General features: G+C 60.1%; 19 protein-coding genes. 7 read left to right on the top strand and 12 right to left on the bottom strand.

Annotation, left to right across the window (positions count from 1 at the left end; all coding sequences use genetic code 11):
- Positions 1-47: 47 nt before the first annotated feature.
- Entirely contained in the window at positions 48-1,310 is a 1,263-nt protein-coding gene (locus tag VK725_RS07190) for a threonine/serine ThrE exporter family protein (RefSeq protein WP_325317376.1), read from the top strand.
- Positions 1,311-1,383: 73 nt separating this feature from the next.
- Here VK725_RS07190 and VK725_RS07185 read toward each other — a convergent pair whose 3' ends face one another.
- The 3 genes from VK725_RS07185 to VK725_RS07175 all read right to left on the bottom strand — a co-directional run bounded on the left by VK725_RS07185 (position 1,384) and on the right by VK725_RS07175 (position 4,309).
- The gene (locus VK725_RS07185) at positions 1,384-1,707 is read right to left on the bottom strand and encodes an H-NS histone family protein (RefSeq protein WP_325317375.1); all 324 of its coding nucleotides are present in this window, start codon (positions 1,705-1,707) and stop codon (positions 1,384-1,386) included.
- Positions 1,708-2,089: 382 nt separating this feature from the next.
- Entirely contained in the window at positions 2,090-3,787 is a 1,698-nt protein-coding gene (locus tag VK725_RS07180; RefSeq protein ID WP_325317374.1) for a proline--tRNA ligase, read from the bottom strand.
- A gap of 87 nt (positions 3,788-3,874) precedes the next feature.
- Positions 3,875-4,309: a DUF4124 domain-containing protein gene (locus VK725_RS07175; RefSeq protein ID WP_325317373.1), complete on the bottom strand. Its 435-nt coding sequence runs from the start codon at positions 4,307-4,309 to the stop codon at positions 3,875-3,877.
- Positions 4,310-4,569: 260 nt separating this feature from the next.
- Between VK725_RS07175 and pssA the strand changes: the two genes are divergently transcribed.
- Genes pssA through rimI form a run of 3 tightly spaced genes read left to right on the top strand, consistent with a single transcriptional unit; the run spans position 4,570 to position 6,280 of the window.
- A complete protein-coding gene (pssA, locus tag VK725_RS07170) occupies positions 4,570-5,343 on the top strand; it encodes a CDP-diacylglycerol--serine O-phosphatidyltransferase (RefSeq protein WP_325317372.1) in 774 nt (257 codons plus the stop codon).
- On the top strand, positions 5,340-5,810 hold the full coding sequence (locus tag VK725_RS07165; protein ID WP_325317371.1) for a hypothetical protein: 471 nt from the start codon (positions 5,340-5,342) through the stop codon (positions 5,808-5,810). Before pssA ends, VK725_RS07165 begins: the two co-directional genes overlap by 4 nt.
- Positions 5,810-6,280, top strand: a complete 471-nt coding sequence (rimI, locus tag VK725_RS07160; protein WP_325317384.1) for a ribosomal protein S18-alanine N-acetyltransferase — start codon at positions 5,810-5,812, stop codon at positions 6,278-6,280. Before VK725_RS07165 ends, rimI begins: the two co-directional genes overlap by 1 nt.
- A gap of 130 nt (positions 6,281-6,410) precedes the next feature.
- Here rimI and VK725_RS07155 read toward each other — a convergent pair whose 3' ends face one another.
- The gene (locus VK725_RS07155; protein WP_325317370.1) at positions 6,411-9,239 is read right to left on the bottom strand and encodes a valine--tRNA ligase; all 2,829 of its coding nucleotides are present in this window, start codon (positions 9,237-9,239) and stop codon (positions 6,411-6,413) included.
- Positions 9,240-9,428: 189 nt separating this feature from the next.
- Here VK725_RS07155 and VK725_RS07150 point away from each other — a divergent pair, with 189 nt between their 5' ends.
- Together VK725_RS07150 and tsaB are read left to right on the top strand one after the other, a co-directional pair.
- Positions 9,429-10,382: a hypothetical protein gene (locus VK725_RS07150; protein WP_325317369.1), complete on the top strand. Its 954-nt coding sequence runs from the start codon at positions 9,429-9,431 to the stop codon at positions 10,380-10,382.
- A gap of 24 nt (positions 10,383-10,406) precedes the next feature.
- Positions 10,407-11,093, top strand: a complete 687-nt coding sequence (tsaB, locus tag VK725_RS07145; protein ID WP_325317368.1) for a tRNA (adenosine(37)-N6)-threonylcarbamoyltransferase complex dimerization subunit type 1 TsaB — start codon at positions 10,407-10,409, stop codon at positions 11,091-11,093.
- Positions 11,094-11,107: 14 nt separating this feature from the next.
- Here the strand turns inward: tsaB and VK725_RS07140 are convergent, their stop codons facing one another.
- Complete coding sequence (locus VK725_RS07140) at positions 11,108-12,145, bottom strand: YeiH family protein (RefSeq protein ID WP_325317367.1); 1,038 nt, start codon at positions 12,143-12,145, stop codon at positions 11,108-11,110.
- A gap of 90 nt (positions 12,146-12,235) precedes the next feature.
- Here VK725_RS07140 and VK725_RS07135 point away from each other — a divergent pair, with 90 nt between their 5' ends.
- Complete coding sequence (locus tag VK725_RS07135; protein ID WP_325317366.1) at positions 12,236-13,114, top strand: LysR family transcriptional regulator; 879 nt, start codon at positions 12,236-12,238, stop codon at positions 13,112-13,114.
- Positions 13,115-13,148: 34 nt separating this feature from the next.
- Here the strand turns inward: VK725_RS07135 and ptsP are convergent, their stop codons facing one another.
- From ptsP to rpoN, 7 genes are all read right to left on the bottom strand, one after another.
- A complete protein-coding gene (ptsP, locus tag VK725_RS07130) occupies positions 13,149-14,882 on the bottom strand; it encodes a phosphoenolpyruvate--protein phosphotransferase (RefSeq protein WP_325317365.1) in 1,734 nt (577 codons plus the stop codon).
- A gap of 124 nt (positions 14,883-15,006) precedes the next feature.
- A complete protein-coding gene (locus tag VK725_RS07125) occupies positions 15,007-15,276 on the bottom strand; it encodes an HPr family phosphocarrier protein (RefSeq protein ID WP_325317364.1) in 270 nt (89 codons plus the stop codon).
- A complete protein-coding gene (locus VK725_RS07120) occupies positions 15,269-15,661 on the bottom strand; it encodes a PTS sugar transporter subunit IIA (RefSeq protein ID WP_126673254.1) in 393 nt (130 codons plus the stop codon). The genes VK725_RS07125 and VK725_RS07120 overlap by 8 nt, the downstream gene beginning before the upstream one ends.
- Before the next feature lie 43 nt (positions 15,662-15,704).
- On the bottom strand, positions 15,705-16,598 hold the full coding sequence (gene rapZ, locus VK725_RS07115; protein ID WP_325317363.1) for an RNase adapter RapZ: 894 nt from the start codon (positions 16,596-16,598) through the stop codon (positions 15,705-15,707).
- 4 nt (positions 16,599-16,602) lie between these two features.
- Complete coding sequence (hprK, locus tag VK725_RS07110) at positions 16,603-17,553, bottom strand: HPr(Ser) kinase/phosphatase (protein WP_325317362.1); 951 nt, start codon at positions 17,551-17,553, stop codon at positions 16,603-16,605.
- A gap of 139 nt (positions 17,554-17,692) precedes the next feature.
- Positions 17,693-18,016 carry a ribosome hibernation-promoting factor, HPF/YfiA family gene (gene hpf, locus VK725_RS07105; RefSeq protein ID WP_325317361.1) on the bottom strand — a complete coding sequence of 108 codons (324 nt, stop codon included), beginning with the start codon at positions 18,014-18,016 and terminating at the stop codon, positions 17,693-17,695.
- 163 nt (positions 18,017-18,179) lie between these two features.
- Positions 18,180-19,051, bottom strand: an 872-nt coding sequence (gene rpoN, locus VK725_RS07100; RefSeq protein WP_325317360.1) for an RNA polymerase factor sigma-54, incomplete at its 5' end; no start/stop codon positions are given.

Genomic DNA, 19,051 nt, shown 5'->3' with positions numbered 1-19,051 from the left:
TGTTTATCGCCGCATTCCGCCGTCACCTGTCGAAGGGTGGGCGGTACATGAGTGCGCAGTTTGCGACTACGTCAATCAACACGCGCATCGCCTTTCTGGTGGAGCTGGCGACGCGCCTGCATAAATACGGTGCATCGTCGCCACGGCTGGAGATGGCTATTTCCGGTTCGGCACATCGCATTGGCCTGCACGCGGACGTGTGGTCCAGCCCCACTGCCATCATCATTTCCTTTGCCGATCTCGCACAGGGTGATGAGGGCCGGGTGGCGAGCGCCACGCAAGTTATCCGTTTGCTTCCCGGCGACGTGAACCTCGACAAGCTGTGCCGTGCAGACGAGATTGCCGACAGAGTGATTGCCGGCGAGCTGGATTTGCGCGAAGGCTTTCGCCTGCTGCGCGCGCTGGAGATTCCCGACACCCGCAAACAGAAAGCCGCGGTGATCGCCAGTTATGGTTTGTCGGCGGCAGCCATCGACGCGTTGTTTCTGCACACGTCGTGGGCGGATCTGTTTGTCGCCGCAGCAGTCGGCTTGATCATCGGCAGCATCACGATCCTGTCGGCCACGCGGCCACGGCTGGCGGTCGCCAGCGATGCCATTTGCGCGATGGTGGCGACGCTCGTGGCGATTATCGTCAGTGCATTCGTCGTTCCGCTTGCCATCAAATCTGTGGTGCTTGCAGGTTTGATCGTGCTGGTGCCTGGCATGTCGCTGACGACAGCAGTGCGCGAGATTTCCAGCCAACATCTGGTTTCCGGCATGGCGCGTATGGGCGGCGCCATGGCGACCTTGCTCAAGCTGACATTCGGCACAGTCGCAGCGACACAGATTTGCGCCGTGCTGCATATCGAACCACGCGATTTTGAACTGCCTGCGCTACCGGGGTGGGCGGATTATCCAGCGCTACTGGTGGCCGCCATTGCCTTTGCGATTTTGTTTCGTGCGGCAAAAAGAGATTGGCCGGTGGTCATTCTGGCTGTGATCATCGGTTATGTCACAACGCGCCTGGGCGGTGCGATTTCCGTCAATTTGCCCGGCGCGCCATTTGGCGTGTTTCTGGGTGGCTTTTTGCTCAGCGCATTAGCCAATCTTTATGCACGTTATGTCGGCCGGCCGGGTGCCGTTGTTCGAGAGCCAGGTATATTGTTGCTGGTGCCGGGCAGCGTAGGATTTCGCAGTGTTTCTTATTTGCTCGATCGCAATGCATCGCTCGGTTTCGATACCGGTATATTGCTGGTGACGCTACTTATATCGCTGGTAGCGGGATTACTGTTTGGCGAATTGACGATTGCTCCACGTCGTTCGCTTTAATCATGCAACGCGGTCAATAAAAAAACGCCGGCGCGAGCCGGCGTTTTTATTTGACAGCAGCTGTGGCAGAAAATCAGATCGCCAGATCTTTTTCTTTCTTGCCGGCTTTCAGTGCGTCATTGAACCAGCGCGGGCGCTTGCCGCGGCCGGACCAGGTCTGTTCCGGATCGGCCGGATTGCGGTATTTCGGTGCCACTGAACCAGTGCCGCGGCGTTTGCCGACGCGAGGTGTGCCAAAGACATCCTCGAAGGTGTAGCCCTCGGCCTTAATCAAAGCATGCACTTTCTCGCGCAGTTTGACGACTTTTTCCTTGCGAAGTTCGTTCTGGCGAAGCTGGGCTTTGCTGATTAGGTCATTGAGCTGCGTATGGGTGAGGCTTTTGATATCAATGGCCATAAGAGCGACTCCGGTGGAATGGGGGTAAATGGATTTTCCGGACGCATGCATTTATGTGTAAATGCCCGGAAGGGTTTTTGATTTTCCCCTAGATATTGCGAAATTGCAAAGCAATATCGATGAGATAATGGATGCTCGTTCTGTACGAATCATCTTATTCGTATATTGCAGGCTTGTTAATAATTGGGGCATGAATAAGGTAATGGGCCATTATCTTGGTCCCTGAAACCCTGATTCGTGTTGAGCTTCAGCATGCAGTGATTTGCTCCCTCCCCTACTACACGTAGGGGAGGACAGGTACCGAGTAACTGAATTTCGACACTGATCACGTGGAAAAAGCCGCCATGCGGCGGCTTTTTTTTGTGGTGAGTGAAGCCTGGCTTCAACTCAGCAATTCGAACAGCTCATCGCGCGTGATGGCGCTGCTTTCTGCGGCATCGCGCCGACGGTATTCCAGTGTGCCTGCAGCCAATCCGCGTTCGCTGACGACAACGCGATGTGGAATACCGATCAATTCCATATCGGCAAACATGGCGCCAGGGCGCAGTCCGCGATCGTCCCACACAGTGTCGATGCCACGTGCGGTGAGTTCGTTGTACAGCGATTCGGCAGCGGCATTCACTTCCGGAGCGTTCTTCGGATTGATCACGCACAACGCCACACGCCATGGCGCCATGGTTTCGGGCCAGATGATGCCGGCATCGTCATGACATTGTTCGATGGCGGCGGCGGCGATGCGGCTGATGCCGACGCCGTAACACCCCATCAGCATCACCTGCTTCTTGCCCTGGTCGTCTAGAACGGTCGCGTCGAGTGCTTCAGCGTATTTCTTGCCGAGTTGGAAGATATGGCCGACCTCGATACCGCGTGCAATGTGCAGGATGCCGCGACCATCGGGCGAAGGATCGCCTTCCACCACCTGGCGGAGATCTTCGACACGCGTGATGCGCGCGTCGCGCTCCCAGTTGGCGCCGGTGTAATGGGTGTCGTTGGCATTGCCGCCGCAGACGAAATCGGCGAGCACCGCAGCGCTGCGATCGACGATGACGGGGATCGAGTCGGGCAAGCCAACCGGACCGATGAAACCGGGGCGCACACCGACGGCGGCAAGAATCTCTTCTTCGCTCGCCAGCACGGATTCATCGGGCAACTCGGGTAGCTTGTTGGCCTTGACCTCGTTGATGTCGTGATCGCCGCGCAGGCATAGCGCAACGAGGCCTTCCTTCCCGCGCACGAGCACGGTCTTCAGGACGCGATCGGGTGTAATGCCGAAGTGCGCGACGACATCGTCAACCGTGCGCACGCGCGGGGTATCCACGCGTTGCAATGGTGCGCTTGGGGCTGGACGGCTGATGGCAGGCGCCAATGCTTCGGCTTTTTCGATATTGGCGGCGTATGCCGAACCATCCGAGAACGCGATGGCGTCTTCGCCCGAATGGGCCAGCACCTGAAATTCGTGACTGGCGTTGCCGCCAATGGCGCCCGTGTCCGCCTGCACCGCACGGAACTTCAAGCCCAGACGCGTGAACATGCGCGAATACGCCTGATACATCGCCTCATACGTTTCACTCAGCGATTCCTGATTGAGGTGGAACGAATAGGCATCCTTCATCAGGAATTCTCGCGCACGCATCACACCGAAGCGCGGGCGGATTTCGTCGCGGAACTTGGTCTGGATCTGATAGAAGTTGACCGGCAGCTGCTTGTAGCTTTTCAGCTCGTTGCGCGCGAAGTCGGTGACCACTTCCTCGTGCGTGGGGCCGTAGCAGAATTCCTGCTCTTTGCGGTCCTTGATCTTCAGCAGCTCGCCGCCGAAGCGTTGCCAGCGGCCGGTTTCTTCCCAGAGCTCGCGCGGCTGCACGGAGGGCATCAGCATTTCGATGGCGCCGGCGCGGTTCATTTCCTCGCGCACGACTTTTTCGACGTTGCGCAGCACGCGCAGGCCCAGCGGCGACCAGGTGTAGATACCCGAGGCGAGTTTGCGGATCATGCCGGCGCGAAGCATCAGCTTGTGGCTGGTGAGTTCGGCGTCGGCAGGGATTTCCTTGACGGTGGCCAGGTGGAATTGGCTAAGGCGCATGTGCGGCGAATCCAGGGGTAAAGCCGCGATTATAGCGGGGCGCCGCCGTTCCCTCTCCCTTTCGCGGAAGAGGGAACAAAAAGAGGCTTACTGCGCGCAGTACATCTGGTACTGGGATTGGCTGGCGTCCAGTTGCTGCTTGCGTTGATCGGCATTTAGCAGCGTCTGTTGACCGTTCTGCTGTTCCACCACCGGGGCAGAGCCCGTCAAGGTATTGATGCTTCCCTTCAGCTGGGTGCACAGCTTGGCTCGGTTTTCAGGCGTATCGGCCATGGTCTGGCTCTGATCGCTGCTGCCGCTCGACGTGTTGGGCGCGCTATCCGTGGCGGGCGCAGAAGTCGAGGAGGATGAAGCGGCGTCTCCATCAGACGCCGCAACGTTCACCTGACTGTACTTAGTGCCGACCGGCGGCGGTGTCTCGGAGAAGTGGGTGGTGCCCTTCGCGTCGACCCACTTGTAGACCTGAGCGGAGACCAGCGGCGCGACCAGCAAGAGCACAAGGGCAAACAAGGGGCGACGCATGGGCAGACTCCGGGGTGGCATGTGGGCGATGCACTAGTTAACAGCCGGCGTCGTCCGGACTCAAGCGCCGGAGGTATCGGAATCGTGAGAACGTGCTTTTCTGCACGTTCTGCTAGCGCCGCGTTCGGGCGTGGGCGGTGATTGGCGCTCGGCGAATCAGTGACTTGAAGCGTTTGGGCCCTCCCCTGAGTGCGCCCGATCCGGGGAAGGCCATTGGCAGCACCCTGCTACACTGATGGCATCCCGTTTCGGATTGATACATGAGCGACATCACGCCAGTCCGGCCGCCGCGGCACCCCGGTATTTATCTACTGCCGAACCTGTTTACGACCGGCGCCATGTTTGCCGGTTTCTACGCCATCGTCGTCAGTATCGATGGTCGTTTTACGGATGCCGCGATTGCGGTGTTTGTGGCCGCCTTGCTCGATGGCATGGACGGCCGCGTCGCGCGTTTGACCAACACCCAGAGCGAATTTGGCGTGCAGTACGACTCGCTGTCGGATCTGGTGAGTTTCGGGCTGGCGCCCTCGCTGGTGATGTACAACTGGTCGTTGTCGAATCTGCGCGAGTACGGTGCGACCTGGGGCAGGATCGGCTGGGCGGCGGCGTTCATCTATGCCGTATGCGCGGCGCTGCGTCTGGCGCGCTTCAATACGCAGGTCAAGGTGATCGACAAGCGTTATTTCCAGGGCCTGGCCAGTCCGGCGGCTGCGGCGGTGTGCATGTCTTTCGTCTGGAGCATGGACAAGTTCGGCGTGTCGGGCATCACGCTCGACAAGTTCACGCCGTTCATGGCGGTGATCGTCGGGCTGCTGATGGTGAGCAACTTCCGATACTACAGTTTCAAATCCTTGCCGATGGGACGCGTACCGTTTCTGTGGATTCTCATCGCGGTGCTGGTTCTGGTGCCGTTCTTTGTGGATCCCCCGCGCGTACTGCTTGGGGTATTTACGCTGTATCTGCTGTCCGGGCCGGTGGTGACACTGTGGGGTTTGGCCATGCATCGCAAACGTCCGCGGCGTAGCGTGGCATGAACGCGCTCGTCGCCAGTCCTGCACACCGTACGCGCGTGCTTCGCGCGTTGGGCGTGGTGCCGTGGCGGCGGCGTGCGGTGGCGGCGGTCGAACCCGTCGCGCAGCCCGTAACGATGGAACTGCCGTCCAGCACAAGCGTAGTTGTGGTGTTGCCGCAGGGGTGCACGGTACGCGAGCTAGACCTGCTTGGACGTGCCCTATGCGCCTTCGGGCCGAATCTCGCCCGTGCGGCACGCATCGAAGTCACCGACGCGACGCAGGTGCCGCACGCGCAGGCGTATCTCGTTTTCGGACAGGCTCAGGCGCATGCGCTGGGGCGCGCGTTGCCAGCCGACGTCATGCGCGACGCGCATATCGTCCTCGCCGATGCGCCGAATGAACTGCTTTCTCAAGCCGCCTCCAAGCGCCGTTTGTGGCATGCGTTACGCAGCATGCGCCGTGCGCTGGGAGCAGCGGGGTCGCCGTGATGGTTGCCGTGGCGCGTCCCTCGTTGGAGATGCGCGCGATGCGGCGCGAGGACTTGCCACGCGTCAGCGAACTTGAAAACGCTTCCTACGATTTTCCCTGGACGCTGGGCATCTTCGGCGATTGCCTGCGCGCAGGACACCCGTCGTGGGTGTTGTGCATGGATGGCAAGGTCATCGGTTACGGCATTTTGTCGGTGGGCGCCGGTGAGGCGCACGTTCTCAACGTTTGCATCGATCCGGAGCAGCAGGGGCAGGGCTTTGGTCGCCATCTGATGAAAAGGCTGCTTGATATCGCGCGCTGGAACGGGGCCGAGCGCGTGTTTCTGGAAGTGCGGCCATCCAACCCGAATGCGCAGACGTTGTACGAGTCGATGGGCTTTCGTGAAATCGGGCGGCGTCCGCGTTATTACCCTGCGCATAACGGGCGCGAAGACGCCATCGTGATGGCGTTGGAGTTTCAGGTTTCCTGACACTTTGTTCCGTCACACCGTCATTCCGGCCTGCGCCGAAGTGCTTCATAACAGCGAAGCTGGTTAATGACGAGCAAAGAAAAAGCCCGCGTTCGTGACGGAGCGCGGGCTTCTTGTTTTCCGGGCGCGCTCAGCCTAGCTTCTGCATCTGCTCACGCAGCGCAGTGAGCTGTGTGCCCCAATCGGCAATACGCTGACGCTCCTGCGTTACTACTTCAGCCGGTGCATTCGCGACGAAGTTGGCGTTGCCCAGCTTGTTCTCGCACTTCTTGATCTCGCCCTCGATGCGGCCGATTTCTTTGGCCAGTCGCGTTTTCTCCGCACCGAGATCGATCAGGCCGGCGAGTGGAATCAATACGCGCATCGATCCGACTACCGCTACGGCGGCAGCAGGCTCGTTAGCGCCTGAGTCGATCCACTGCGGCGCATCCACGCGTGCGAGGAAGCTGATCTGGGCAGCGAACTTCGCGGCGCGCGCTCGATCGGTGGCATCGCCATCGGCAAGCAACAGCGGGATCGTCTTGCCCGGTGCGATGTTCATTTCCGCACGAATGCGACGAATGCCGCTCAGCACGTTCTTGAACCACTCAATTTCAGCGGTAGCCGTTTCATCGGTGGGAATCTCGCTGACCTTCGGCCACGAACGCTGCAGAATGCCATCGGCCTTGATGCCGAGCTTCGGTGCCACCGACTGCCAGATTTCTTCCGTGATGAACGGCACGATGGGATGCAGCGCACGCAACACGGTTTCCAGCACCACCACCAGCGTGTGGCGTGTGGACGCAGCAGCGACGGCGTCATCGCCATTCAGGGCGGGCTTGGACAGTTCGAGGAACCAGTCGCAGAACTCGTTCCAGGTGAATTCGTAAAGCGCTTGAGCAAGCAGGTCGAAACGATACGTGACGAAATGCTGTTCGACTTCACCAAGCGTTTGCTTCAGGCGCGTGAGAATCCAACGCTCCGCTTCCGTCGCCGGCGCGCCGGATGGTGCGGGCAATTCGCCTTCCGGCAGATTCATCAACACAAAGCGCGCCGCGTTCCACAACTTGTTGCAGAACGCCTTGTAACCTTCGGCACGCTTAATGTCGAAGTTGATGGTGCGGCTGTAGCTCGCCAACGCAGTGAACGTAAAACGCAGCGCGTCGGTGCCGATGGCGGGAATGCCGTTCGGATAATCCTTGCGGATGCGCTTTTCGACTTTCTCGCGCACTTGCGGGATCAATAGCGATTTGGTGGATTTCTCCACCAGTGGCTCCAGTTCGATACCGTCGATCAGATCCAGCGGGTCCAGTGTGTTGCCCTTGGACTTGGACATCTTCTGGCCTTCCGCATCGCGCACGATGGCGTTGATGTACACCTCGCGGAACGGCACCTTGCCCGTGAAGTATTTGGTCGCCATCACCATGCGTGCGACCCAGAAGAAAATGATGTCGAAGCCGGTCACGAGTACCGCGCTCGGCAGGAAGATCTTATCGACTTCCCAATTTGCGACCACGTCGCCGCGCTCGTTCTTCACCGGACCGTTGGCGGGCCAGCCGAGCGTGGAGAACGGCCACAGTGCGGAGCTGAACCATGTGTCGAGCACGTCTTCGTCCTGCTTCAACGCACCGACAGGTGCGACGGTCGCGTGCGTGCGTGCGTCGTCTTCATCTTCACCGACAAAAATATTGCCCGCTTCGTCGTACCACGCTGGAATGCGATGGCCCCACCATAGCTGGCGGCTGATGCACCAGTCTTGGATGTTCTCAAGCCACTGCGTGTACGTAGTCGTCCAGTTTTCCGGCACAAACTTGATCTCACCCGAACGCACAGCGTCGAGCGCAGGTTCGGTGATCGCCGTGCGGCCGCCGGGGCGGCCATCTTTCTGCGTGTCGCTGGTGAGGTCGACGAACCACTGATCGGTGAGCATCGGCTCGATCACGGCATCTGAACGCTGGCTCACCGGCACCTGCAGTTTGTGCGGTTTGGTTTCGACGAGCAGACCGGCGGCGTCGAGATCGGCGAGCACGACCTTGCGTGCTTCGTAGCGATCCATGCCCTGATATTTTGCGGGCGCGTTCGCGTTGACCTTCGCGTCGAGCGTGAAGATTTCAATCGGCGCCAGCTTGTGGCGCTGTCCGATGGCATAGTCGTTGAAGTCGTGCGCAGGCGTGATCTTCACGCAGCCGGTGCCGAATTCCTTGTCGACGTAGTCGTCGGCGATCACCGGAATTTGTCGTCCGGTAAGCGGCAACGTCAGCGTTTTGCCGATCAGCTTCTGGTAACGCTCATCGTCTGGATTCACAGCCACCGCAACGTCGCCCAGCATCGTTTCCGGACGTGTGGTGGCCACGACAACGCTTTCGTCGCTGCCCGTGACCGGATAGCGAATCGACCACATATGCCCATCGCGCTCGACGTTATTCACCTCAAGATCGGACACCGCCGTGCCCAGCACCGGATCCCAATTCACCAGGCGATTGCCGCGATAGATCAAGCCGGCGCGGTACCAGTCGACGAACACCTTGCGCACGGCGGCGGACAGGCCTTCGTCCATCGTGAAGCGTTCGCGCGACCAGTCCGCCGCAACGCCGAGGCGCCGCATCTGGTTGGTGATGGTGGAGCCGGATTCTTCCTTCCACTGCCACACGCGTTCGACGAACGGTTCGCGGCCGAGGTCGTGGCGGCTCTTGTTGTCGACGGCGAGTTGGTTCTCGACGATCTTCTGTGTGGCAATGCCCGCGTGATCCGTACCCACCTGCCACAGCGTGTTCATGCCGCGCATGCGCTGGTAGCGGATCAGCATGTCCATCACGGTCTGCTGGAACGCATGGCCCATGTGCAGGGTGCCGGTGACGTTCGGCGGCGGCAGCAGGATGCAGTACGGCTCGCCGTGTCCGGACGGGCGGAATACATCGCTGGCTTCCCAGCGGGCATACCACTTCGACTCGATCGGGCGGGGCTCGAAACTCTTTTCCATCGGGGACTCGCGTTTGCGCGCCAGGGCCGGCACGCGTGGGTAGGCGTAAAGCGTCTATTGTAAAGGGCTGCGGCTTACCTGCCAAAACGCAGGCAAACTGGCTTGATCGGGCGTCAACGGAGCCCTGGGGCGCTTCCGTTATAGTGCCCAGCTGGTTTGATGACTCTCCCATAGGGTGACCGCTTAGGCATGGAAATCAGGAACGAAGTCGATATCGCGACAGCCGGCCTGCCCGTGCCCTCCACGGCGACGCCGCGTCCCAAGGTGGTCGTGTGCATGACCAACCACGAACGGCCCGATTGCGCGCGGATCAACCAGGAGATCATCAAGCTCAACTATCCCGAGCCGTGGCCGATCGTCCACGCGTGCTCCGATCTCACCTATGAACCGCACATGGAAGATGTGCTGGTTCGTTGCCAGCCGCGCACGATCATCTATGGCGCGCTGAATTTGCTGCAGCAGTCGTGTCGTGCGGCGGTGGAGATCTACAACCCGCAGTATCTCCTGCATGTGGAAGCCGATACCTGGGTGTTCGATCAGGAAATCATCGCGCGCTATATCGATCTGCTGGATCGTCATCCGGAGGCATATCTCGCTGCATCGACGTGGAGCACCGATCAACGCCCGCAATGGCGGCGGTTGCATCATCCGTTTGCGAAGATGAAGCTGGGCCTGGCGAAGATCGCTAGTGCCGTGGGCAACGATTTTTACGTCAAGCGCAAGCAGACCTTGTCGACGCAGTTTTTTATTGCGCGCAACGATCCGCGCTTTTTCAAAATGCTCGATGCAGTTCACCCGACCATCGACAACACGCTCGAGTACGATTTTTATCAAGGGTTCGTCAAGGAATTCGACAAGCGCGCGATCATCCACATCAAGGAGCGCGAGCCGGTGCATCCGGACAACCGTCACTGGTGTCCAGCACTGACGCTGCATGCGCAACACTGGCCGGAGCAACTTCCGCGTCCTGCCGATGTTCCCGCCGATGGCAGGCCGCATCCGGGCGTATCCGGCCAGTACGATATTCCCGGCAAGAAAGAAGTGCTTGCCGCGCACGGGTTCAAGCATGCCGGGCCGGCCATGCGCCGGTTGCTCGATGCGACCGATATCAGCTATTACAACCCGAAAGCGAAGCGGTACTGAGCGCGCTAGTGCGAGAATGGGCCGATGAATCTGCTAGCCATCGAAACTGCTACTGAAGCCTGCTCCGTTGCGCTTGTGCACGGCGAGAACGTTGTCGCTCGCACGGAGCTGGCACCGCGACGTCACGCCGAGCGTGTGTTGCCGATGGCGGACGAACTGCTGGCCGAAGCGGGAATTAGCAAGCATGCATTGGACGGGATTGCCGTCGGTCGCGGGCCGGGCGCATTTACCGGGGTACGCCTGGCGGTATCGCTGGCGCAAGGCATGGCCATGGCACTCGACGTTCCAGTGGTGACCATTTCGTCGCTCGCAGCGCTGGCGCTTGAAGCGCCTGAAGACGGCGCGGCAATTCTCGCCGTGATCGATGCACGCATGGGTGAAATCTATGCAGCCAGCTATCGGCGCGACGACAACGGCGGGTTGATCGCGCTGGACGAAGAGCGTGTTTGCACGGCCGAATCGCTGCAATTGCCACAAGCCGATGCGTGGCACGTTGTCGGTACGGGCTGGGCTACTTATGCGAGCGCGTTGCGCGAGAAATTGGGCATCGATCCTCGTTCAGCCGACGGTGCGCGTTATCCGCAAGCTCGCCACGTTGCGACGTTGGCGGTTCGCGAGTTCAAGGCAGGCAACGCACATGCACCCGAACTCGCACTTCCCGTTTACCTGCGCGACAAAGTCGCCTTGACGTTGGCAGAGCAGGGCCGCTAAAGCGCCCTTTACGATCAAAGCTGTCCAATCGCCAGCTGCACCAGCAAGCTGCTGATCGACACCGCTGCCCACACACCAAGCCCCAACAAAATCGGACGTACACCCGTCGAAGCCATCTTGCGCAGATTGGCAGACAAGCCGATCGCGGTAAGCGCAACGATGATCATGAACTCCGCCGCGATGTGAAGCACGGGCAGCATCGATGCCGGAACAACACCTGCCGTGCGCAATCCCGACGCCACCAGGAACCAAAGGATGAACCACGGAAAGATGCGGGCGAGACTGAAGTTGCCAGTGACACCCGTGTGCTTGGCGGCGCGCTTTTCGCGTACGGCGACAACGATCGCGAGAATCAGGCAGATCGGAATGATCAGCGTTGCCCGCGTCAGCTTCACGATCGTGGCGTAGTCACCCGCAGCCGTGCTGTAGCTGTAGCCTGCTGCAACCACCGACGACGTATCGTTGATCGCCGTGCCGGCCCAAAGGCCAAAGCCGAGATCGGAAAGATGCAACATGTGCCCCAGCAACGGGAACAGCAGCACGGCGACGAGGTTGAACAGGAAGATCGTCGAGATTGCAAACGCGGTGTCGTGATCGTCGGGCTTGATGATGGGCGTAACGGCGGCAATTGCCGAACCACCGCAAATCGCCGTGCCGACACCGATCAACACCTGCAGCTTGTTGTGCACTTTCATTAGACGGCCGAGCACCAGCGCCGTGACGAAGGCGGTAGTCATCGTCACCAACGTCACCGATAAAGACTCCAGCCCGGTCTTGGCGACTTGCGTCAGGCTAAGGCCGAAACCCAGGGCGATGATCGACCACTGCAGCACGTATTTGCTGGCGAACTGGATCCCTGGGGTGAAGCTTTCGCTGGGGGAGAGCAGATTGCGTACCAGGATGCCCATCACAATCCCGAATACAGGGCCACCAATGAGCGGCACGGCGTGACCGAGCCACCAGGCCGCCAACGAGATGCCGACGGCCAGCAGAAGGCCGGATGCGCGAAGGCGGAGGTTGGGGGCGGTCATGGGGATCGATGTGGCATTCATGGCGGGGAGGCCTCGGGTTTGGAGGTATTGTCCGCGTCGCCATCGATCAATAAAATTTGAAATATCTAATCATATATATAAAATAAGCTGATGTTAAACGTCAGTCTGCGCCAGCTCGAGGTTTTTGTGCAGATCGCCCTGCACGGCAGCGTCCGCGCCGCCGCCCAACGGCTTTACCTCACCCAGCCGGCAGCCAGCATGGCCTTGGCCGAAATGGAGCGCCAACTGGATGCACCCGTCTTCGACCGGGAGCGCGGGCGGTTGCGCCTCAATGCCCGTGGACGCGAGTTGCTGCCGTTAGCGCAGGAGTTGCTCGAGCGCCACGCCGAATTTGGACGCCGAGCCAGTGGCAATACCGTTTCACTAGCGGGCGATCTGCGCATTGGCGCCAGCAATACCGTTGGCAACTATCGTGTGGGCGAATTATTGGGTGACTTCGTGCGTGCGCATCCGCAGGTTGCCATTCGTCTACGCGTGGCCAATACGGGCGATATCGCCGCGGCGATGCTCGATCACAGTCTCGATGTCGGATGCGTGGAAGGCCCAGTGACGCATCCCTTGCTGGAAGTGCGCTCATGGCGCGACGACGCACTCGTCGTTTGCGCATCGCCGGATCATCCGTTGTCGCGCAAGCGTAGTCTGAAGCCCGAAGATTTTGCGGGTGAACGCTGGGTATTGCGCGAACCGGGCTCCGCCACACGCGCGACCAGTGAGCGCGCATTGGCGCAGTTGCCGCCGGGCGAAACCGTGATGGAGCTCGATCAGATCGAAGCCATCAAGCAGGCGGTGACGGCCGGACTTGGTATTGCGTGTTTACCGGAAGTGGCCGTTACCGATGCCGTGGCGACAGGGCGATTGGTTGCACTGAAAACGCCGTTCCTGGATTTGCGCCGCAAGCTATCGATTCTGTTGCATCGGGAGAAATATCGCGGCGCGGCGTTGGAAGCGTTTCTGCATTCCGTATCGTAACGTCGTAGGTTGGATTAGCGCAGCGCCACCTAACCTACTGCGCCACCAGGCTAGCCAGTAACTCTTCGGCTTCTTCGTGCGTGCGTGCGCGAATCAGCCGCGGAGCATGACAACGCAAAAGCGCGTGATCCAAGGTCGCGAGACGGTCGCGTACATGCAGAATCTGGCTTGGGTGCATGCTGAATTCGCATAGACCAAGCGCCAGCAACAGCGCTGTGAAATTCACATCGCCACCGATTTCACCGCACAGACTGACCGGCTTGCCTGCGCGTCGGCCTGCGGAAATGACGTGTGACAACAATCGCAGCAGTGCAGGCTGCAGCGGGTTGTAGATGTTTTCCAGAGCATCGTTGCCGCGGTCGGCAGCGAGTACGTATTGCGCGAGATCGTTGGTGCCGATGGCGAGGAAGTCAGCGTGCTCCAGCAGCGCGCGCACGTTGATCGCGGCGGCAGGCACTTCGATCATGGCGCCCAGCGGAAGTTTTTCCGGAAGATCGATGTTCTCGCGTTTGAGATCTTGCCGCGCCAGTTTGAATAGTGTGCGCACCGCGATCAGTTCGTCTGGCTGCGTCACCATCGGGACCAGAACACGTACCGGGCCGTAGCAGGCGGCACGCAGAATGGCGCGGATCTGGGTCGTGAAAACAGCGGGGTGACGCAGCGAAAGACGCACGCCACGCACGCCGAGTGCGGGGTTTTCTTCGCCGCGAACCACAAGTCCTGCGGCGTCGGCCTTGTCCGCACCGAGATCGAGCGTGCGTATGGTGACTGGCGCACCGCCCATGCCGAGCACTACGTCGCGGTAGGCGATGAACTGTTCGTCTTCGGACGGAAGATGCTTGTGGCGAAGGAACAGGAATTCCGTGCGGTACAAACCGATGCCATCCGCGCCGCGCGACCGCGCGAGCGCGACGTCGGTGGTGGATTCGGCATTGGCCAGCAGCCGCACGTCGATACCGTCGCGTGTGCGCGTCGGCGCATTGGCAAGACTGGCCAGCCGACGTCCTTCCGCTGCCGCCTCGCGTTGCCATGCACGGTAGCGGGCGAGATCCTGTGCGGTGGGATGCACGACGGCTTCGCCGTGCTCGGTATCGAGCAGGATCAGATCGTCGTCGTGAATCGTCGACAAGGCATCGCGTGTGCCAACCAGCATAGGCAGGCTCAAGCTGCGCGCGAGAATGGCACTGTGCGAATACGGGCTGCCGGAGCTAGTGATCACCCCCAGCAAACCATTGCCGGCCAGATGTGCCATGTCGGCAGGCGCCAAGGTATCGGCCACGAGAATCTCGCCGACACGTGCAGCAAGCTTGCGTTCTTCGACACTGGTCTGGCGTTGCAGGGCTGAAATGACGCGGCCGATTACCTGGTCGACGTCTTCCATGCGGCTGCGCAGATAGGGGTCGTCCATCGCCGCAAACACGTTGGCGAGACGGTCGCGTTGTTTCTTCAGTGCGTTGCCGGCGCGATAACGGCCGATGGCGATCATCTCATCGAGACCGCGCAGCAGTTCGGCATCATCGAGCAGCAAGCTGTGCGCATCGATGAATTCGTTCACCTCGTGCGCCAAGGCGCCGTGCAATTTACCACGTAGCTCGTGCAATTCATGACGCGCGGTATCGAGCGCACCATGCAGGCGTTCAAGCTCGGAAGGAATTTCCTCTTCCGTCAGTGGGCGCGTGTCGACCTGGTAGCGGCTGGGTTGAACCAGCCGCGCACGACCGAGGGTCATGCCGCGCGATGCCATGGTGCCGGAGAGGATTTGCCTCATAGGCAGCGCTCCGGCGAAGGCGCAATGGCAAGCAGGGGACGGGCAATGGAAGCGTTACCGCACTGTGCCACGGATATGGCGTCATGCGTTTCATGCTTTCCGTTATCCGAGCCTTGCACCATGCTTACGCCCCTTCGTCAAATTTGCGATCGAACAACGCCACCACTTCTTTCAGTGCGGCGTCTTCATCCGGACCGTCGGCGCGAATCGTCAGTGGCGTGCCGATACCTGCGGCCAACATCATCACACCCATGATGCTTTGGGCATTCACTTCGCGACCTTTGCTGATCAACCAGACGGTGGATTTGAAACCTTGCACGAGCTGCACCAGCTTCGCCGATGCGCGGGCATGCAAGCCCAGTTTGTTGGAGACGACAATCTCTTTTTCAAGCATGGTCTATGAAAATTCCTCCGCGACCGCCGCTGGCCGCGATTTCCGCAAGTTCATCCAGCGGCTTGTCGGCGTAATTGAGCACACGCAACAGCATCGGAAGATTCAAACCCGATACGCAGCGTAGCCTTACTCCAACCGTACTCAACGATAGCCCGATGTTGCAGGGCGTAGCGCCGTATAAATCAGCCAACACCAGCACACCATCGCCGTGATCCAGTTCACGCGCATGCTTGGCAGTAAGCGTGCGCATGACATCCGGATCGGCGCGAGCCGGCACCTCCACGGTGGCGACACGCAGCGGCAGTTTCGGCAGCACATGACGTGCCGCTTTCACCAGCGCCTGGCCGACCGACTCATGGGTCATCAGTAGCACGCCGACGGTCATGGCGCGGCGACTACGGTTGGGTCTGTTAGTGACAACATGGATATCACTCGAGTTCACGATGGAAAGTGAGAACGCTTTCGCGGCCGGCGCGGTAGTGCGCGGCAAGCTTCTCGACGAGGTAGACGGAACGGTGACGGCCGCCAGTGCAGCCGATTGAAATGGTCACGTAGCTGCGATCGTCCGCTTCGAAGCGGGGTAGCCATGCATCGAGCCAGCGCGCGGTGTCGTCAAAGTATTCGCCGACAAGCGGCTGCTTATCGAGAAAGTCGCGCACGGCGGCGTCTTTACCCGACAGTGGCCGCAAGGTCGGCTCCCAATGCGGATTGGGCAGGCAGCGAGCGTCGAAGACGAAGTCCGAGTCCAGCGGCAGCCCGCGACGGAAGGCAAACGATTGAAACATCAGCGTGAGACCGGCCGTCGTTTGTGCATAACCGGTAGCCACGAGGCGGCGCAGCTGATGCACGTTGAGATCGCTGGAATCGATCACGCGTTCGGCGATCGCCATCAGCGGACGCAGCAGGCGACGTTCTTCGGCAATCGCATCGGCCAGCGACATGCGGCGCGATGCGAGCGGATGACGTCGCCGCGTTTCAGAGAAACGTTTTGTCAGTACCGCATCGCTGCAATCAAGAAAGATTAGATGCACATGCACATTGGCGGCGAGTGCGGAAAGCACCTGCGGCATGTGCCGGAAATCTTCGTCGCGATTACGTACATCCACACCGACCGCGATCCGACGGCGGCGGTTGTCGCCGCGCGTGGCCGCTTCCACCAATTGCGGAAGCAATGCGCTGGGCAGGTTATCGACGCAATAGAATTCCAGATCTTCCAGCGCGCGTAAGGCCACCGTCTTGCCACCGCCGGACATGCCTGTAAGCACGACCAGGTGGATGGCGTTTGGATCTTCGGCGGAGATCAGACTCCCGTTCTCGTTCATGACGTCACCAGGGCGGAAGCCGTTGCATTTGATGAGCCTGCCGATCCATGAAGCTCATGGCCGGATCGATGCCCTTGCTCTTGAGCATGTGACTGCGCACCGCCGCTTCCACGAGCACCGCCAGGTTGCGGCCGGGCGCGACGGGGAGGGTGATCATCGGTACTTTTACGTCGAAGATTTCGCGGTGACCTACATCGCCAGTAAGACGTGTCAGTGCATCGGAATGGTCGCCTTCGCGCATCGGTTTGAGATGCACGACCAGGCGCAGATATTTGGACGTCTTCACCGAGGTGTGGCCGAACATCTCGCGAACGTTGAGCACGCCAAGGCCGCGAACTTCCAGAAGATCCTGCAGCAATTCGGGACAGGCGCCATCGATCACGTCGGGCGCAATCAGGGTGAATTCGGGTGCGTCATCGGCAACAAGGCGGTGGCCGCGGCTGATCAACTCAAGTGCAAGTTCGCTTTTGCCCGAACCCGCTTCACCGGTGATCAGCACGCCGATAGAGAACACTTCCAGCAACACACCGTGCAAGGTAATGCGCGGTGCCATGGTGCGCGCCAGGTGATATTGCATCCATGTGAGCAATTCATGGCCACGCTTGGCGCTGATCCACAGCGGGGTGTTGGTTTCCTCCGCCACCTCGCGCAAGTCGGAGGGAATCGTTTGATCTTTGGTGACGATGAAAGCCACCGGATGCGTTGCGGCGGCTTTGTGGATCACTTCCCAGCGTTGGCGCGAATCCAGACCGTCGAGGTAGCTCAGCTCTTCGGTCCCGACAATCTGGATCTTGTTCGGGTAGATGACGTTGAGATAACCCACCAGCGACGGGCGCCGGGCGGGCGTGGAACCGTACTCCAGCACGCGCGTTTCGCCACGCATGCCCGCGACCCACCGGAGCGCCATGCGCTCATGGGTATTGTCGAAGAGTTGTCGAGCGGTAAGGCGGTCCAATGGCGTCCCTTTGCGCCGCGAGGTGGCCTGGTTGGGCGCGGCGGCAGGAACATTGTGCCAGTTTGTGCGCTGCGGCGCGTCATCGCGCGAGCCGGAGCGGGGCAGGAGCCCGCCCCGGCGTGGGGCGGGCTGGTGCGTATTAAACGGCTTGGCGAATCTCGCGAGCCTCGTGCTGGTGCTTGTCGCAGAGCTTTTCACGGTATCGACGAAGCTGGTTCACGAGTTTGTCGAAAAGCATGTCGATGGAGGCGTACATGTCGGTTCCGATAGCTTCGGCGTGCAGCGAATTGCCTGTGACGTTCATGGTTGCTTCGGCGCGTTGCTGGAGTTTGCTGACCGAAAGAACGACGTTAAGGCTAACGATGCGGTCGTCGAGGCGAGTCAATCGATCGATCTTTCCTGTCACGTGCTCTCTTAAAGCTGGTGTGACATCGATCTTTTGACCACTGAGTTGTAATTGCATGATGCGCCTCCTTCATTGGCAGGCCGCCTGGGCGGCGTGGACTGATGCGCGAACCGCCGTGAAACGGTTTTTGCACCATGAAGCTAGACCTTACTCTTGAATATAGGAACGTTCCGTTTAGTCGCAAGTTCCCAGTTGTTACGTTCGCGTAGGTAGTAAGTATTCAGCTACTACGCTGTCGTTCACTCGAACTGGGAATACGCAGAATTTCTCGGTATTTCGCGACTGTACGACGCGCAACTTGAATGCCCTTGCCGTGAAGTTCTTCAGCGAGAGCTTGATCGGACAACGGCTTGCGAGCATCTTCACCGTCGACAAGCTTGCGCAACATGGCTTGAATGGCCGTTGCGGATGCGCTGCCGCCATCTTCGGTGGCGACACCGCTTGAAAAGAAATACTTCAGCTCATAGGTGCCGCGCGGCGTGTGGATGTACTTGCGGGTAGTTACACGTGAAATCGTTGACTCATGCATACCCACCTCCTCGGCCACTTCTCGCAGCACCAACGGCTGCATCGCTTCCGGACCGTAGTCCAGGAACGCGCTCTGCCTACGCACGATGGCTTCGGCCACCTTTAAGAGTGTTTCGGCACGTGACTCCAAACTTTTAATCAGCCAGCGCGCTTCCTGGAGCTGCCCGCGCATCCAGCTGGCGTCATCGCTGCGTGCACGAGCGATAAGGCCGCAGTAATGCTGGTTCAGGCTGAGCTTCGGTTGGCTGTCCGGATTCAGGAAAACGCGCCAGCGGGTGTTTTCCTTGCGCGCATAGACGTCGGGTGCGACGTATTCCACCGGCGTAGTGTCCAGCGCCGCACCAGGACGCGGGTCCAGGCTGCGGATCAGGATGGCGGCGGCGGTGGTGTCTTCTTCGCTCGCGTGCAGGCGACGGGCGAGTTTGCCCATGTCGTTGCGCGCCAGCAGCTCCAGTTCGTGCTCGACGATTTTCAGCGCGAGATCGCGATGGGGTGTGCTCGGATCGAACTGGTCCAGCTGCGCACGAAGGCAGTCCGGCAGATCGATGCTGCCGACGCCCGCAG

Source organism: Dyella sp., from assembly GCF_035486915.1.
In the GTDB taxonomy this organism is placed as follows: domain Bacteria; phylum Pseudomonadota; class Gammaproteobacteria; order Xanthomonadales; family Rhodanobacteraceae; genus Dyella_B.
This window is presented reverse-complemented; position numbering and strand designations above follow the sequence as displayed.

What these genes read in the sequence shown, in the direction of transcription:
- VK725_RS07185 (WP_325317375.1), bottom strand. Translation starts at nt 1,707, where the DNA reads ATGGCCATTGATATCAAAAGCCTCACCCATACGCAGCTCAATGACCTA.
- VK725_RS07175 (WP_325317373.1), bottom strand. Translation starts at nt 4,309, where the DNA reads ATGCGTCGCCCCTTGTTTGCCCTTGTGCTCTTGCTGGTCGCGCCGCTG.
- hpf (WP_325317361.1), bottom strand. Translation starts at nt 18,016, where the DNA reads ATGCAATTACAACTCAGTGGTCAAAAGATCGATGTCACACCAGCTTTA.
- pssA (WP_325317372.1), top strand. Translation starts at nt 4,570, where the DNA reads ATGAGCGACATCACGCCAGTCCGGCCGCCGCGGCACCCCGGTATTTAT.
- ptsP (WP_325317365.1), bottom strand. Translation starts at nt 14,882, where the DNA reads ATGAGGCAAATCCTCTCCGGCACCATGGCATCGCGCGGCATGACCCTC.
- VK725_RS07120 (WP_126673254.1), bottom strand. Translation starts at nt 15,661, where the DNA reads ATGACCGTCGGCGTGCTACTGATGACCCATGAGTCGGTCGGCCAGGCG.
- rapZ (WP_325317363.1), bottom strand. Translation starts at nt 16,598, where the DNA reads ATGAACGAGAACGGGAGTCTGATCTCCGCCGAAGATCCAAACGCCATC.
- VK725_RS07190 (WP_325317376.1), top strand. Translation starts at nt 48, where the DNA reads ATGAGTGCGCAGTTTGCGACTACGTCAATCAACACGCGCATCGCCTTT.
- VK725_RS07135 (WP_325317366.1), top strand. Translation starts at nt 12,236, where the DNA reads ATGTTAAACGTCAGTCTGCGCCAGCTCGAGGTTTTTGTGCAGATCGCC.
- VK725_RS07165 (WP_325317371.1), top strand. Translation starts at nt 5,340, where the DNA reads ATGAACGCGCTCGTCGCCAGTCCTGCACACCGTACGCGCGTGCTTCGC.
- VK725_RS07155 (WP_325317370.1), bottom strand. Translation starts at nt 9,239, where the DNA reads ATGGAAAAGAGTTTCGAGCCCCGCCCGATCGAGTCGAAGTGGTATGCC.
- VK725_RS07140 (WP_325317367.1), bottom strand. Translation starts at nt 12,145, where the DNA reads ATGAATGCCACATCGATCCCCATGACCGCCCCCAACCTCCGCCTTCGC.
- tsaB (WP_325317368.1), top strand. Translation starts at nt 10,407, where the DNA reads ATGAATCTGCTAGCCATCGAAACTGCTACTGAAGCCTGCTCCGTTGCG.
- rimI (WP_325317384.1), top strand. Translation starts at nt 5,810, where the DNA reads ATGGTTGCCGTGGCGCGTCCCTCGTTGGAGATGCGCGCGATGCGGCGC.
- VK725_RS07150 (WP_325317369.1), top strand. Translation starts at nt 9,429, where the DNA reads ATGGAAATCAGGAACGAAGTCGATATCGCGACAGCCGGCCTGCCCGTG.
- VK725_RS07180 (WP_325317374.1), bottom strand. Translation starts at nt 3,787, where the DNA reads ATGCGCCTTAGCCAATTCCACCTGGCCACCGTCAAGGAAATCCCTGCC.
- VK725_RS07125 (WP_325317364.1), bottom strand. Translation starts at nt 15,276, where the DNA reads ATGCTTGAAAAAGAGATTGTCGTCTCCAACAAACTGGGCTTGCATGCC.